This is a genomic window from Leptolyngbya sp. NK1-12 (assembly GCF_032598965.1).
Taxonomy (GTDB): domain Bacteria; phylum Cyanobacteriota; class Cyanobacteriia; order Elainellales; family Elainellaceae; genus Elainella.
On the sequence record NZ_CP053586.1, the window covers coordinates 6543932 to 6558200 of the forward strand.

Genomic DNA, 14269 nt, shown 5'->3' on the forward strand with positions numbered 1-14269 from the left:
TCGGATTTTATAGATCTCCTCTAAAATCTCATCTCTCCACATTTTTAACCTCCCATTAATTCATAAGGCGTACAAATCGTAGGCAACTCGTACCCAGCATTCAAGCTGATTTGAGCTAGCTTTTTCTGAATTTGAGCGTTGGCGATGTGTTTACAGTTCCACGTTAGCAAATAATCCAAGCCATAGACTGTAGCGACTGCAATATGAAGGGAATCATCGGCAGCTTTGGGCGGAAGATTGCTTTTTGTGAGAAACTGCATCGCCAAATCCTGGACAGCTTCATCCACTTCAAGCAATGGAAAATCGCTTAATGCCTCCAGTCGCCTACTGGCTATCTCTGCATCCCCTCGTGCGACCTCATCTAGAACCGTTTGGGAGATGTAGAGATCAAACTGAGTTCGACGAGTATCCCACCATTGGCGTGTTGCTTCTACATTTGCCATCAAAATAAGATTGTTACTTGTTCTGGCGGTCAAGTAGCCAATGATGCTGGTTTCTATGTAGACAGTCTCGCTCATGGTGAGATTTGGCAGATGGCTCTCTTATTTTACAGCGATCGCACTAACCATTTTTACTCCACTGTTACAACGATTTGTTATGCGGTTTATGGTGAGTATTCAGCCAATGACGCAAGCCCAAATTTTACCTATCTAACCCTAATTCACAATTCACTAATTTCTTCAATTGCCTCCTCTGTAATTGCTCCAAGCATGATGCAGTAGGGGAGTTCTCGGTCTTCTCGGTGAAAAGCAACGTATGCAACTCCTTCCTCTTTGACCCAGTAACACATCTCGATCGCCCAAATCCGAAACCACTTTGGATAGCCTAAAGTGGTAGTGCTCAAGATGTAATGATAGAGAAGTAGAGTTTCTTACTAATCTCGTTCCATGCCAACCTGCCCAAGCTGTACTTCTGCCCACACCGTTAAGAATGGTCGCATTCACAATGGTAAACAACGGTTCAAGTACCATGAGTGTGGACGGCAGTTTGTTGAACAACCCACGAAAAAAGTGATTGACCAAACGACACGAGAGTTGATAGACCGATTATTGCTCGAACGCATTTCGTTAGCTGGAATTGCTCGTGCTGTGCAGGTATCTGAGCAATGGCTGCAAAGGTATGTGAATGAGAAATATGCTATGCAGTGTGATGAGCTGTGGTCATTTGTGGATAACAAGGGGAATAAACAGTGGGTCTGGTTAGCCATTGATGCAGACACCAGAGAAATGGTCGGAGTCTAGATCGGGGCACGAGATGAGGCAGCAGCCCAGTAATTGTGGGCATCGTTACCAGCGGTGTATCGTCAGTGTGCAGTTGCCTACACTGATTTTTGGGCAGCTTATGCAGCGGTGTTTCCCAGCAAGCGCCATCATGCGGTCGGCCAAGAAACTGGGTTGACCTGCTACATTGAACGCTTCAACCACACCTTGCGCCAACGGGTTTCTCGATTAGTCCGAAAAACTTTGTCATTCTCAAAGTCACTGGAGAACCATATTGGTGCAATTTGGTACTTTATCCAGCATTACAATGCATCATTACTTCTTTAGTACTACCTTGCTTAGTGCATACAGCCATCCTAGATAGGAGATGAACAGTAGCCGTACATAAACGCCTTGGCGAAAGCAAAGGTTTGACAATGCGTGACCAATTGAAACAGAAACTTGACCGACCCAAATCTTCTACACATTCGTGCATACTTGCGAATAAACTGCTTCGCTTGTAACCAAACATCCTCAACTGGATTCTGCTCAGGTGCATTAGGGGCTAAGCGAATACAGGTAATCTTCCACGCCTCAGTCGGTAAGCCTCCATTGGTCTGCTCCAGAAATTCCTGCACCACCTTTGAGCGGTGGTAGCTCACCCCATCCCAGACAATCACCAGGCGCGTGTTCTCAACATACAAAGACTGGAGATACTGTAGGAAGGCAACCGTATTCTCTTCGTTGCCTGCGCTGTACTCTTTGACAACAAACTGCTTGGTGAGATAATCCAATGCCCCATAGTAGGTCTGTCGTTGCTTGGTAGACTTGACTTCCACATCCACCCGTTGCTTGCGGCGGCTCCACCCATAGCCACTGATATCGCCCCACAACAGGTGGCATTCGTCGAGAAATAAAACTCTTAATTGTCCATCGGCGATCTCAGATTGATGCGTTGCCAGTAGCGCTTCAAGTTCTCTTTTTTTTCCTGAACCAGAGTTTCATCCTTGTCAGGGTGAACCGGTTGTGCCTTCTTCCAACTGAAGCCAGCGTCTCTGAGCAGGGCATAGTAGCTCTGGAGTGATTGGTAGACCACCCCATACTCATCCTCAATGTGGTCAATTACCTCCTGGAGTGTCCAAGCATCCTGCCCGTCGAGCCACCGAAACAACGCTTGCTTCTGCTCACAATCGAGATAGCCTTGGGTGCCCCAATAGTTGGAGCGCAGTCCCTCCACACCTGAGCATTCGTAGCGTTGATGGCTAGCTGTGATGAAGCCAACCGACACTTGCAGAATGTCACGGATCTCCCGATAGCTGTGACCGCCTTGACTCATCTGCACAGCGAGTGCACGCTTGAGTTCCAACGGAGGTGGGTTACTTTGAATGAACTGTTCGAGCGTTTCCATCGGCTGAGGGGGTAAAGTTTGGGGCACGTCCTCAGCCTACCATTTGTTCACATCCTATTTAGGATGCCTATATGAACCACTGCTCTTTGTCTTGATGATGAACGCTCGCCCAAAGCAGTTGTTGGATCAGGTTCGCGACGTCATTCGACTGAAACACTATTCCTTTCGCACTGAGGAACGCTATCTTTATTGGATTCGTCGCTACATCCTCTTTTATCACAAGCATCATCCCAAACTTATGGACAGTGCAGCAATCGAAGCATTCCTGACCCATCTCGCGGTTGAAGAACGGGTTGCCGCTTCCACGCAGAATCAGGAAGGAGAAGTTTTAAGTTTTGCTGGTGTAGCCTGTTCGCGATCGGTGACCTTAGCGGAACCGCAGCACATACCAAAACTGGCTGGAAGTCCCCTTACCAAGAAAATAGGGGTATGATTTTTTATGCGGTTGCATTTGTGGCGTAATGCCGCTATTGTATCAGATTAAGATTGTTGCTTCTGTGGGCACAATCCGGCTACCCAAAAATTTAGCCGTCGCCCCTAGCTGTTGACGCAGCACCAGGGCGACTAACCCCTTCGACTGTACACACCAGTCTGGGAGGCTAGTGGAGTATTTTAACACTCCTTAGCCATCCTGCGCTGTGCTTGGCGGGGTGGCTAAATTTTTGGGGTTTCTTCCAACCCTAAAAATTCCAAGGAGTATTTCTATGGCAGATGAGTTTCTGTCCGATTTACCGTTCCCAACGAATCCACCTAATTCTCCCTCTAGTTCCAATTTTGGTGAGCGAGAGCGTCTCCGCTTAATTCTGATTGGTTCTACCGAAGGTGTACGCGAGATGATTCACCGTCAGCACCAGGCCGGCATTGCCGATGCGGGGTCTTGGAGTCGAATAGTGCCGGTGCCCAACTCGGATGAGGTAATGAGTATTTTGCTGCTGTATCGGCGGCGGGAGTGAGTGGGGATCTGTGGCTCGTGAGCCTCGCCGAACGAGGGAAGATGGGGGAGGGGGGCTTCAATTTCGTCGTTCAGGGCAATTGCCTTTAAAGAAGCGGCCCAAATATCCTGGCCCGAACCACTCCCGTAAAGGCAAAATAAAGCCAATCCAGAGCTGGTCGTAAGTTTCGCCAGACGCTAAGCCTGTGGCGGGAAACTCATGGCGGCGCGGCTTGTAGTAGGTGCCAAACACCATATCCCAAACGGGAAAAAAGACGGCAAAATTGCGATCCAGGTGTTCGGGAAGGAACGAGTGATGCAGCCGATGATGTTGTGGGCCAACTATAATCCGCCCCAGCCAGCCCAGTTCTAATCTTAAATTCATGTGAATGAACTGCAACCACAGGATTTCTACAAATGCCAAAATTCCCAGTTCCAGCCCGTCAAAGCGCAGCAGCAACCCAATCGGTAGGGCAACAAACAGAATTACTAGCGGATCTTCTAACCAATGCACGCGTCTAGTGCTAGTCACATTCAGAGCCGTATCACTGTGATGAAATTTATGCTGTTCCCAAAGTAAGGGAATTTGATGCTGCGCGCGATGAAACCAGTAATAGAAAAAATCGGTTGCCAGAAAGTAGGCCAGTACCGCCAATCCATAGCCCCAGATGTTCGTCGGTGCAGGAATATGCCACAGCGGTGCACCCAACCACTGTTGTAATGTGGGTACGACCAGGTTCAATCCCAACGGAATCATTCCCAAGCTAACCACACTGTACAGTACATACCACTGCAAATTAAACAGGATTTTTCTGAATGGTTGATGCGGCTCAGCCGGACGAATTCGTTCAACCACGATGAAAATACCGTAGAGCAAAAATGCAGTGAGTAGATACTTTAAGAAGCCCAAACTAGTGTCTAGCATTGGATGTTTGGTAACGACCAACGGTTTGTTTACGGTACGCTCGAATTTTCAATTAAGGACTCAACAGGTGTTGCAGCAGGTGTTGCAGCAGGTGCGGTGAGAGCAGGCTGTGGCGATAGTTCAACAAATTCTGGAATTTCCATAGGCATTTCTAAACCAGGTTCTACTTCTAGCAAGGGTTCAGTGACACTCGTAATTTCTGATGGATTCTCTAAACCTTCCTCAACTACATTCTCTGCACTTTCTACAGATGCTGCGTCTGTCAATGTCACAGGTGTGCTGTCTACAGGTACGGTTGGCGTGGCTTCGCTGGAGGGTGCCTCAAGAAGCTCTGCTTCTAGGGTGGTTTCTGGAACGGAATCAGCTTGAGTAGGGGAAGCGGCAGGTGCAGCAGATGCGGTAGGTTGGGATGGTTCCGAGGATGGTTCGGATGGGGGGTCGGATGCCGAAATCGCCGCAGGTGGTGCAGAAGTAAATCCGGTTGCTGGCACTTCCACAGCGGTCTGATTCCCCCAAACCTGGGCCTGTTGGTTTAGCTCAGAGCCGTTTACCGTCATATAAACTTCAACAGGTAGATTCTCTGCTCCGCCTGGAATTGCTTCAAACCGCCACTGTTTGCGGACCGTGTCCAATACCGCTCGATCCAGTTCGGCATCACCGCTGGAATCAGCCAATCGAACTCCAGTCACCCGCCCCCTGCGGTCCAGATCAACCGTGACCAGAACGCGACCCTCCCTACCTGACTGGAGAGCCGTTCGGGGATAGTCGGGCGATGGACAGTGGCGACATACGACCCAACGGCTGTTGGTCTCTGGCGGTGCTGGAGGTGAGGGAGCAGGAGATGGGGCCGTTGCTGGGGGTGGATTAACTGGTGTGGGTACGATGCCCGGATCTCCTCCCGGTACTCCTCGCCGTGCCCCGCCTCCAGAGCCACGAATCGGGCTATCTGAACGATTCAGACCAATTCCTTCAGAAAAACCACCAGTTCCTTCTGCCAGACCAGAACCAACCAGCGGCGATTCATTCACTGCCACCTCCGGGCGACCTTCTGGAGCGTTAGTAGCCTGCGGCAAGGGTGGAATCGGTTGCTCAGATTCAGTTGGGGCACTCAGTTCTGGAGGAGCGGGCGGCAGCGACTCAGGCTGGTTAATCGGTTCGGGCGATGGCAAAACCTGAGGTGACGGTGAAACACGGGGTTCAGGTGGAACAATGGTAACTTCCGTTGGTGTCCTAGGTTTAAGGCTCCAACGACGGTCAGCTTGCAACGACAAAACCAGGACATGCAAAAACAGCGATGCCACCAGACTAGTGCCGACAAATCGCCTCAATCCTGTAGTTTCTTTGGCTCGCTGCCGATCCGTCTCTTCTGGTCGCATGGTGACATTTTTCTTGTTATTGCAATTATTTCTTGAGATTTTTTTAGATTTCAATATAATATTCCAAAGTATTCGTCCCAGGTTTTCATGGCACTGCTTTGCGACTCTACTCTTCAAGGTTCTGCTGAAGGAATAGCGTAAAGGCTACGGTATACACACAAGTCGAAGATCCCCCCTAACCCCCCTTACCCAAAGGGGGGAACCATAGGCGCAGCCCATACCAACCAGCGATTGAAGTCCCCCTTAATAAGGGGGATTTAGGGGGATCAACCCCAGGCCAGTGATCCAAACGAATCATGTTCGATCTCCTGATTCCTGACTCCTCAAACTGACTTCTCTCTAGTATAGTGACATTATGCGAATTATTTGCAAGAAGCTCTAGAGCGGTTGATCATGCGAATTGGAGAGATATTTGCAGCCGGTGGAGTCGTGATGTATCCCTTACTGGGATTTTCTATCCTGTCCACTGCTCTAATTGTGGAACGAATCGCCTTCTGGACAAGGTTGAATCGGCGGCAGCGGCAGGTTGCCCGTGAGGTGCTCAAAATTTATCAGCACAATCCAGAAGCAGCGATCCTACAGCTCAGGCAAGCCATTGATTTACCAATCTCCCGTATTTTTTTGGAAGCCCTGACGCTAGAAAACCCGTCCCCTAATGTGTTTCGCCTCGCCCTCGAAGGCGCAACTCAGGCAGAAATTCCGATTTTGCGGCGGTTCAGTACAGTTTTTGACATTATTATCACAGCTTCGCCCTTGTTGGGGTTACTGGGAACGGTGTTGGGATTGATTCGCTCTTTTGCTTCGGTAAATTTGGGCAACATCGGCACCCAAAATGCTGGCAATGTCACAACCGGGATCAGCGAAGCTCTGGTTTCAACGGCTTCTGGAATTACGGTTGCCGTGTTCACACTAATATTCGCAACTGCATTTCGCGGTTTCTACCGTCGGCAACTCGCCTTGATTCGCGAATATGGTAGTCAAATAGAAATGCTGCATTTAGCCCGCTATGAAGCCGAACATGGAGTCAAACCCTATGCACGTTCCTGATGATGATGGCGATGAAATGCCGCAGATTAACATCGTGCCGATGATCGATGTGGTATTTGCGCTGCTGACCTTTTTTATGATGGCTAGTCTTTATCTCTCCCGCCCCCAAGGTTTGGATATCAACTTACCCGAAGCTTCCACTGCCGGCACCCAAACCGAGAGCGAAATCAACATCACCATTAGTCCTGACGGTGACATTGCCCTCAACCAACAGCCGATCGTAGTTGAGCAATTACCAACAGCGATTCGCGCGATCAAGGGAGACAGTCCCACCGCCTTTGTAGTGATTAGCGGCGATGTAGAGGTAAACTATGGCCGGGTGATTGCGGTGATGGATCAGCTCCGCTCGATTGAGGGCGTGAAGATTGGAGTGGCAACCCAGTAATACAGCGTTTTTCACTCATGTGAGGTATAGGGGGTGTGGAGGCTTTGCCCCCACGCAGGGGCGCTGGCACCCCATTTTTCGTAACCAGCCTGAAAAAGGCTGTATGTATCGAGAGTATATATCTAGAATATATCCAGACAAATAGTTTCCAAGCGACCAATTGGTGATGAAAAATCTGACGATTCGAGTGGTCAAAACCGAACCAGAATTGGCAGCGATGTTGTACCAACGGTGGCTAGTACTCCGAAAGCCTCTGGGGATGCCACGGGGAACAGAATCAGATCGCTATGATGGCAATGCTCTGCATGTCATTGCGGTAAATTTAGATCCGGCTGTTTCGGCTTCTCAGTCTCTGCTTCAACCGGTTATTGGCTCGGCTCGCCTACGCGAGTTATCTCCTGGAGTTGGCAGCATTGCCTATGTAGCCGTACTGCCAGAATTTCAACATCAAGGCATTGGTTCTGCCCTGATTCAGCATTTGATTGAACTGGCAAAAGAACAGTCCTTCTCCCAACTCAGGGTGATGGCTCGCGCCTCGGTGATTCGCTTCTACCAACGATTTGGCTTTGTAGCGCGAGCAGAAACGGTGAATTACTTGGGTACTCCTCATCGGTTTATGGACTTGAATTTGAATGGGTGAAGCAGGTTGATGGTGTTTGAGGATAGGGGTTGGGGGTGAGGCGTGAGGAGATATTTTTGTTAGAGAGTTTGGTCATGCGCTCAAGCGAATTGGTTTGACGAATTCTTCTGGCCGCAGGACAGTGCGCAAGTGAAGCTGATCGACTCGATATTTAACGAATTTTGATGCGTTCGAGGCATTGCAGGACCCTTTGAGACAGAGCGTTTGCTTCTGATCGGGAGTCAACTCGGCTCGGTAGGTGTAAATGGTGCCATCCGGTTGTTCAACCAATAATTCTACCTGCATCCAATCTTGCTTCTCGCTTTGTTGCAAAATAGTGTGGCTGAGCTTGTAATTAAACCAATCCCAACCGCATTTCAGCATTAGTTCTCGTTCTAATACTTGTAAGGGGGTGGGTAAGATGCCCCAACCGCGATAAACCGAGCGCAAGGTCTGAATATCGCCTGTGCGGGTGAGAATCACTCGTAATGATGAGGGATTGAGGGCACCGTAGTATCGACCATCGGGTAGAACAATTGCGGTGGGTGCGAATCGATGGCCGCCAAAGTGGCTGGTTTTCCAAACGCGGACCGACGAGTCGAGTTTTAGTTCTGAGACGGTGGCAAGTGCCTGTCGATAAAAGGGTAAACCATACTTGGCACAACATTGGTCATGCATCCCGTGGGTACAAACCAAAATATCTTGAATTTTGTCTTGCAGGCTGCCAGTTAAATTTACTTCACCAGCCAGATAGCGTTTGACGATATCCGCCACCTGCTCAATCTGATCAACATCCCATTCCGAGCGCCGGTAACCGCCTACAAAGGGTTGGTGTTCTTGCTGATAGATGATCAGTTTCGTTTGCGGTGTTTGTTTTCGTTGCTGGGGCGCGATCAGAAGAAAGCGCACCGATAATTTGGCCTGCCGGACCGCCTGCTCTAAATCTCGCAGGTTTTGGGGAACTGCGGCTGAATCCATTGCCTCAAATGCCCAAGGCATTGGATACTCGATTAACACGTAGGTAGCATAGGGGGTGCCGCTACCGATGATGTCTTCGTTGGCCTGTCGGGACGCTTCTGCACAAAAAAACTTAGCCATCTCTAACTCCTGTCTCCACAAACAGAATGCCTTCTGCAATCAAGTGAGCTAACAAGGGCATTACATCGATTTCCCAGTCATAGCCCGGTAACCAGTCGAGTACGTCTCGACCCGTAAATGGCTGCGGCTGAAATAGATGTTCTACCAAGGTTGTGGTGACTCCTCTCAAAACGACTTCCTTGCCTGCCACCAAGATACGAAATCCTTCCTGCTCAGGCAGTGCGATCACCTGAATCGGCTGAAACTGTATGCAACGAAACTGGGTGTCTATTCCCTGCGGAAACTGATCAAACCCAGCCTGACGGGGAAAATCATATTTTTTGATGGGTTGACCCAAACTATCCAGATAGCTGCGATACCGATAACCCAGATCCGGCTCTCGCAGTTGATCGGTCAATGCTTCGACTAGGCTGGTCAAATGTTGACCTATTGAGGTCGCTTCGCATTTAGTCGGCAAACTCTTGCGCCATTCCTCCTGCTGACGCAGATCCTGCACCAACCACTCCAGCCAATCAATGCCCGTTTTGACATGAATTCCCAAGGTCAGATGCAGAGATGGTGACTCGCAAGCCACCGCATAGTGCCAGTGACCGCGCGGGATATACAGCACATCTCCAGGCTGGAGGGTACAGGTCAAATAGGGTGGATCGTTCGGTGCAGACTGGCTGGCTGATTTTTGCTCCGGCAAGGGATACTTGAGTGTATCCTGGAATACACACCATTGTTTACTGCCTTCGATTTGCAGGATGAACACCTCGTGCGTATCGTAGTGACAGGAAAAGCCTTGCCGATTTGGATAGGAGCTGTAGGCATTCACCTGGGTACCAAAGCCAAGAATTTGTCGGAGTTCAGCAGCAAGCTGGGCAATTGCCGGCACCCGCTTGTGTACCTGGTTTAAAATCAGCGTCGCTCCCTGTTGGCACCATTGCGTCAAACGTTCATTCTCTGATTCCTCTAGCACCTTCTCATCCAAGGCGAGCCGCAGATCGGGATAGTTGAACTGGTGAAAGTTCAGCAAGTCGTTTAATTGCTCCCAGGAGAACAGGTGGGAAAACCGGTGTTGTCCCTTGGCAGAAATCGCAATTGCTTTGCTAGTCCAGTTGTGTGCTAAAAAGGCATCCACGGCATAGGGGTGCAAGAGAAATTGCAGAGCATCCATACTTAATGAGATCTAGTTTCAATAGTAATGTAAAGTTTTCCGACCTGTCTAGCTGCTTAAGGTAGATCAATTTAATGATTTAGTGATCCAACTTAATGATTAGGTGAGCTTTGATTCCTCCCTAACCCCTTTACAGGAATTACGGTGTACACCCAAATCCGAGCTGAGGTATATCTGTGGTCCGCACTTCGCGAACCGCATCATCAATGGGCGAGTTGAGTTGCATACTGCAGAACGAAATCCAAAAAAGGGGTAAAGTTGTTACCCCCTTCATGTATGCATCCAAAACTTGCAATTTAACCCGTGCACGCTTCAGTGCGCGATGGCAATTTACTCATTGCTGATGTCGCCACCGTCACTATCTACATCATGGCGAGAGAGAGTAGCCTGTTGTTTCACAACTGGAATCTCCCGGACTTCGACCTGAATTCTGCTGGAACGAACCTGGGCCGAAGCTGTTGCACTAGTGTGTGTCATTTTGAATCTCCAAGTCATAATACACCCTAATTCTTCAGAACCTACTGCTTGGCTTAAATCAAATTGGCTAAGCAATTGGCTTAAATCGAAACAGCGCTAAAGAATTCTGCATTAATGTATCTCAAAGGCCAGAAAAGAGCAATACAGTTGAGACTTATTTTTATTAAGTGCCAACTCCTACCCCTCTTTCCGCGCCATTAGAACGATATAGCCCAAGTCAGATTGATGCTGCTGAAACACTCGCCGCATTCCCCATACCCGCTGGCGAATCACAGGCCGAGTCAATACATTCCAGCCGATTTTGAGCGTGTCTATTAGCCCTTCATCTCGCAGCAGGGTCGGGAGATGCAATAAGCCCATCTGCCCCGTTTGCTGCTGCACCACCGTTAACCCCGCCGCTTGGCAAACATCAACCTATCCAGTTTCCGATAGAGGCGTGGCATTGACGCGAATTGCTTGTCGCAGCGCCGCATAAATTTCGGCTTTGCGATCCGTTCCAGTGCGTTCCGACACCAACAGTTCGTGACTGAGGAACTTGCCGCCCGGTTTGAGACAGTTGGCAATTCCAGACAGGATTTTGGCTTTGCCAGGAGCCGACTGCATCGTCAGGATGGCTTCAGCCAGCACCGCATCAAACTGCGTCTCGATTGCATCTAGCTGAAAGATATCGCCCTCTAGAATCGTGACTTGGTCAATTAATCCAGCGGCGGCCACATTGGCGCGGGCGCGCTCTACACTGGCGGGGTTCTTTTCTATGCCTGTCACTCGGACTCCATAGCGCTGGGCCAACGCAATCGCGCTATAACCAAAACTGGCGGCTAGTTCCAGCACCGTTTCTCCAGGCTGTAGGTCTGCCCATGTCAACAGTTGCTCGGTAGCGCTGTGCCCGCCCGGACGCAGTACCTTTTTGCCTGCGGCAGCCAAAACCTGATGGCCTGGTGCGGTTTGCAGATTGGGAGCCGAATTAGATGCAGCGTTGTTTGGAGAGCTGGTTTTTGTGGAGTTCGTCATGGGGTGCCTCCTTGGCTAGGTGTCTCCGATTGAATTGATTGAATCGATTGAATTACTAGCCAGTATAGGTAAGATAAATTGGTGACTCTATGAGCTAGCTCATACTCAACATTCTCCCTTTTATAAGCTACCGTGTACACAGACCTCGATCGCGACTCAATGCAAGAGGTGATCCCCCTTTTCTGAGATGCCCGCAGGGCTATAATCCCCCTAAACTCTTACGGAGATGCGCCTTCGGCGTAGATCAAGGGGGACTTCAACCCCTGATTGGTAGGTGCTGCGCTCAGGCTTTCCCTACGGTTCCCCCCTTGATTTAAGGGGGGTTAGGGGGGATCTTCGACTTGTGTGTACACCGTAGCCTTTCATAAGGGGGGTTAGGGGGGATCTCACATGATTGCGATCTCTGAAGCTATATTTTTTGATCAGCGATTTGATTGGTATAATTTTCGGTGATTTTCATGCAGGTGATTTATCCTGATCTCGCTACTGCTATTCACGCTATGTGTCAGGGCTGGTGTCAGCGGTATGGCTACACCGATCCTTTCTGCCGGAATGGAGAATGGTGGGCATTTCCCCCCAATGGTGTGAAGCCGGTCAGAATTCGGAATGTTTTGACCGAGGAAGATTGTCAGGCACATTGGGTACAGATTGGTCGCGTCTCGCTGGCCCTGCTGCCGGATGGCTCCTTCGCTTAGCTCCGCACAGCCGAATTGAATAGACGAACCACCTGCCGACAAATTTGTTTGAGCTGGGTTTGGGCTTTGGGTAATGGTACTGCCAGTCCCCAGAATTCCTCAGCCTGACTGGTTGCAAATCGCCACTGCTGCCCCATATGGTCATGACCAGACAGCTCAACTGCGGCAATTCGAGAGCGCTGTGCATCAGGCAAACGAATTTGCATCAAAATACTGGAACTTTGGCAAGTAAAGCTCCGCCCCGGAAAGTGAAACCCCAAATCAATTGAATTGGGATCATCAAACTTTTGCGTTTCAGCATTGTTCAACCAAGGACTGAAATCAACCGCCAGATCTGGAAACTCAAATCGCACTAAATTAACGACCGTGGCAATTTTACTGACGATCTCAACGTTAGTTGCCTGTTCGGAGGCATTCATAGCGGTTACTCCTTAACGAGCAAAAGACGAATAGTGAATAGCTCTGAAACAAAAATCACCTAGAGCTGATTGGATTGCTCAAGCTCATGGCTGATGCGGTCTTGCATTGCTTGATAGGTTTCTTGCCAGCGATCCCGCCAAATGGTGCGTACTTTATCAAGGTCGATCTCGATTGTGACCGAGTCACCTTCCGAAACTGCAAAGTAGCCAAATACTTCATCATCCTAAACTGCTTTCCTAAACTGCTTTCCTGAACTACTTGAAAAGCGTTCGAACCCTTGCCTCTACTGCGAACCAGGCGAATTTCAAAAATAACTTGCCGATATTATAGACTTATTGAGAAATAGTTGCAATAATAAATCTGGTTGTCTCATGAAAGAGCGAACGAGATGAGTATTTATGCAGATGAAATGCGACAAACAGCCCAGGCGATGGTAGCCCCCGGCAAAGGCATTCTGGCGATGGACGAAAGCAATGCCACCTGCAACAAGCGATTTGCCAAACTGGGGATTCCAACAACCGAAGAGCGGCGTCGAGCTTATCGGGAGTTAATCCTAACAACTCCCAATTTGAGTGAGTTTATTAGCGGTGCCATTCTCTACGATGAAACCATTCGCCAGTCATCCCAGGCAGGCGTGCCCTTCACGCAGGTCATGCAGAATGCAGGGATGATTGTCGGTATCAAGGTTGATACGGGCGCAAAAGATCTGGCAGCTTGCCCCGGTGAGAAAATAACCGAAGGGCTAGATGGACTGCGCGAGCGAATTGCCGAGTACTATCAGATGGGCGCACGATTTGCCAAATGGCGGGCTGTGATTACGATTGGTGAACCTATTCCTAGCCCAACCTGCATCGAAACCAATGCCCATGCTCTGGCTAGATACGCTGCCCTTTGTCAGGAAGGGGGACTTGTGCCGATTGTTGAACCAGAAGTGCTGATCGATGGCAATCATTCTATCGAACGGTGCTATGAGGTAACCGATCAAACGCTGCAAGCTGTATTTACCCAACTGCGGCTACAAAAAGTGGCCTTTGACCAGATGATCCTCAAGCCCAGTATGGTGATTTCTGGCCTAGAGTGTCCGGTGCAGGCCACGGTTGATCAGGTCGCAGAGATGACGATTCAAGTGCTGCGCAATAACGTTCCGGCCTCTGTTCCTGGTATTGCGTTTCTCTCTGGTGGGCAGAGTAATCAGCGTTCAACTGAACATCTCAATACAATGAATGTCAAATATGGTGCGCTGTGTCCCTGGCGCGTTACCTTCTCCTATGCACGAGCAATTCAGCAGCCTGCGCTTGAGTATTGGGCCGGTCATGATGCTAACATTCCAGCTGCTCAACAGTTGCTTTATCATCGCGCCAAGCTGAATGGATCTGCCAGTTTAGGAAAATACGATCCAGCAATGGAAAAACAGACGGTACTGGTTTAACCGCCAATGCAGATCTATTTCAAGGCAAGGAGTCAGGCTTAGCTAAATCTGATTCCTCTGCTTTTGAAGTGAACTCCTCATCTATACCTG

Annotated in this window: 18 protein-coding genes and 1 pseudogene; 8 read left to right on the forward strand and 11 right to left on the reverse strand. The window is 49.4% G+C overall.

The features are described from left to right. Positions 1–44 precede the first annotated feature (44 nt). Positions 45–518: a type II toxin-antitoxin system VapC family toxin gene (locus HJG54_RS28150; protein ID WP_316432570.1), complete on the reverse strand. Its 474-nt coding sequence runs from the start codon at positions 516–518 to the stop codon at positions 45–47. A gap of 369 nt (positions 519–887) precedes the next feature. Between HJG54_RS28150 and HJG54_RS28155 the strand changes: the two are divergent. After that, positions 888–1547, forward strand: a pseudogene (locus tag HJG54_RS28155) (IS1 family transposase). A gap of 29 nt (positions 1548–1576) precedes the next feature. Here the strand turns inward: HJG54_RS28155 and HJG54_RS28160 are convergent. Both HJG54_RS28160 and HJG54_RS28165 read right to left on the reverse strand, forming a co-directional pair. Beyond that, complete coding sequence (locus HJG54_RS28160; protein ID WP_316435597.1) at positions 1577–2161, reverse strand: IS630 family transposase; 585 nt, start codon at positions 2159–2161, stop codon at positions 1577–1579. Further along, positions 2122–2607, reverse strand: a complete 486-nt coding sequence (locus tag HJG54_RS28165; protein WP_316430114.1) for a helix-turn-helix domain-containing protein — start codon at positions 2605–2607, stop codon at positions 2122–2124. The genes HJG54_RS28160 and HJG54_RS28165 overlap by 40 nt, the downstream gene beginning before the upstream one ends. A 94-nt stretch (positions 2608–2701) precedes the next feature. Between HJG54_RS28165 and HJG54_RS28170 the strand changes: the two genes are divergently transcribed. Continuing rightward, the gene (locus tag HJG54_RS28170) at positions 2702–3040 is read left to right on the forward strand and encodes a phage integrase N-terminal SAM-like domain-containing protein (protein WP_316432571.1); all 339 of its coding nucleotides are present in this window, start codon (positions 2702–2704) and stop codon (positions 3038–3040) included. 271 nt (positions 3041–3311) lie between these two features. Next, complete coding sequence (locus tag HJG54_RS28175) at positions 3312–3560, forward strand: hypothetical protein (RefSeq protein WP_316432572.1); 249 nt, start codon at positions 3312–3314, stop codon at positions 3558–3560. A gap of 57 nt (positions 3561–3617) precedes the next feature. Here HJG54_RS28175 and HJG54_RS28180 read toward each other — a convergent pair whose 3' ends face one another. Together HJG54_RS28180 and HJG54_RS28185 are read right to left on the reverse strand one after the other, a co-directional pair. After that, on the reverse strand, positions 3618–4484 hold the full coding sequence (locus tag HJG54_RS28180) for a sterol desaturase family protein (RefSeq protein ID WP_316432574.1): 867 nt from the start codon (positions 4482–4484) through the stop codon (positions 3618–3620). 8 nt (positions 4485–4492) lie between these two features. Continuing rightward, a complete protein-coding gene (locus HJG54_RS28185) occupies positions 4493–5839 on the reverse strand; it encodes an energy transducer TonB (RefSeq protein WP_316432575.1) in 1347 nt (448 codons plus the stop codon). Between the two features lie 393 nt (positions 5840–6232). Between HJG54_RS28185 and HJG54_RS28190 the strand changes: the two genes are divergently transcribed. The 3 genes from HJG54_RS28190 to HJG54_RS28200 all read left to right on the forward strand — a co-directional run bounded on the left by HJG54_RS28190 (position 6233) and on the right by HJG54_RS28200 (position 7911). After that, a complete protein-coding gene (locus HJG54_RS28190) occupies positions 6233–6886 on the forward strand; it encodes a MotA/TolQ/ExbB proton channel family protein (protein ID WP_316432576.1) in 654 nt (217 codons plus the stop codon). Then, positions 6873–7271 carry an ExbD/TolR family protein gene (locus tag HJG54_RS28195; RefSeq protein WP_035999941.1) on the forward strand — a complete coding sequence of 133 codons (399 nt, stop codon included), beginning with the start codon at positions 6873–6875 and terminating at the stop codon, positions 7269–7271. The genes HJG54_RS28190 and HJG54_RS28195 overlap by 14 nt, the downstream gene beginning before the upstream one ends. Positions 7272–7437: 166 nt before the next feature. Further along, positions 7438–7911, forward strand: coding sequence for a GNAT family N-acetyltransferase (locus HJG54_RS28200; RefSeq protein ID WP_316432577.1), 474 nt, complete (start codon positions 7438–7440; stop codon positions 7909–7911). A 72-nt stretch (positions 7912–7983) separates the two neighbouring features. Here the strand turns inward: HJG54_RS28200 and HJG54_RS28205 are convergent, their stop codons facing one another. The 5 genes from HJG54_RS28205 to HJG54_RS28225 all read right to left on the reverse strand — a co-directional run bounded on the left by HJG54_RS28205 (position 7984) and on the right by HJG54_RS28225 (position 11635). Continuing rightward, a complete protein-coding gene (locus tag HJG54_RS28205) occupies positions 7984–8988 on the reverse strand; it encodes a sucrase ferredoxin (RefSeq protein WP_316432579.1) in 1005 nt (334 codons plus the stop codon). After that, entirely contained in the window at positions 8981–10147 is a 1167-nt protein-coding gene (locus tag HJG54_RS28210) for a cupin domain-containing protein (protein WP_316432580.1), read from the reverse strand. Before HJG54_RS28210 ends, HJG54_RS28205 begins: the two co-directional genes overlap by 8 nt. A gap of 330 nt (positions 10148–10477) precedes the next feature. Continuing rightward, positions 10478–10624, reverse strand: coding sequence for a hypothetical protein (locus HJG54_RS28215; RefSeq protein ID WP_158672964.1), 147 nt, complete (start codon positions 10622–10624; stop codon positions 10478–10480). Positions 10625–10801: 177 nt separating this feature from the next. Next, positions 10802–11005, reverse strand: a complete 204-nt coding sequence (locus HJG54_RS28220; protein ID WP_316432581.1) for a hypothetical protein — start codon at positions 11003–11005, stop codon at positions 10802–10804. A 33-nt stretch (positions 11006–11038) separates the two neighbouring features. Continuing rightward, positions 11039–11635, reverse strand: a complete 597-nt coding sequence (locus HJG54_RS28225) for a class I SAM-dependent methyltransferase (protein WP_316432583.1) — start codon at positions 11633–11635, stop codon at positions 11039–11041. Between the two features lie 458 nt (positions 11636–12093). Between HJG54_RS28225 and HJG54_RS28230 the strand changes: the two genes are divergently transcribed. Continuing rightward, complete coding sequence (locus HJG54_RS28230; protein WP_316432584.1) at positions 12094–12330, forward strand: hypothetical protein; 237 nt, start codon at positions 12094–12096, stop codon at positions 12328–12330. Here HJG54_RS28230 and HJG54_RS28235 read toward each other — a convergent pair. Then, complete coding sequence (locus HJG54_RS28235; RefSeq protein ID WP_316432585.1) at positions 12327–12749, reverse strand: hypothetical protein; 423 nt, start codon at positions 12747–12749, stop codon at positions 12327–12329. The two genes, HJG54_RS28230 and HJG54_RS28235, sit on opposite strands and share 4 nt — an antisense overlap. A gap of 389 nt (positions 12750–13138) precedes the next feature. Here HJG54_RS28235 and HJG54_RS28240 point away from each other — a divergent pair, with 389 nt between their 5' ends. Next, a complete protein-coding gene (locus tag HJG54_RS28240) occupies positions 13139–14179 on the forward strand; it encodes a class I fructose-bisphosphate aldolase (protein ID WP_316432587.1) in 1041 nt (346 codons plus the stop codon). Positions 14180–14269: the final 90 nt, after the last annotated feature.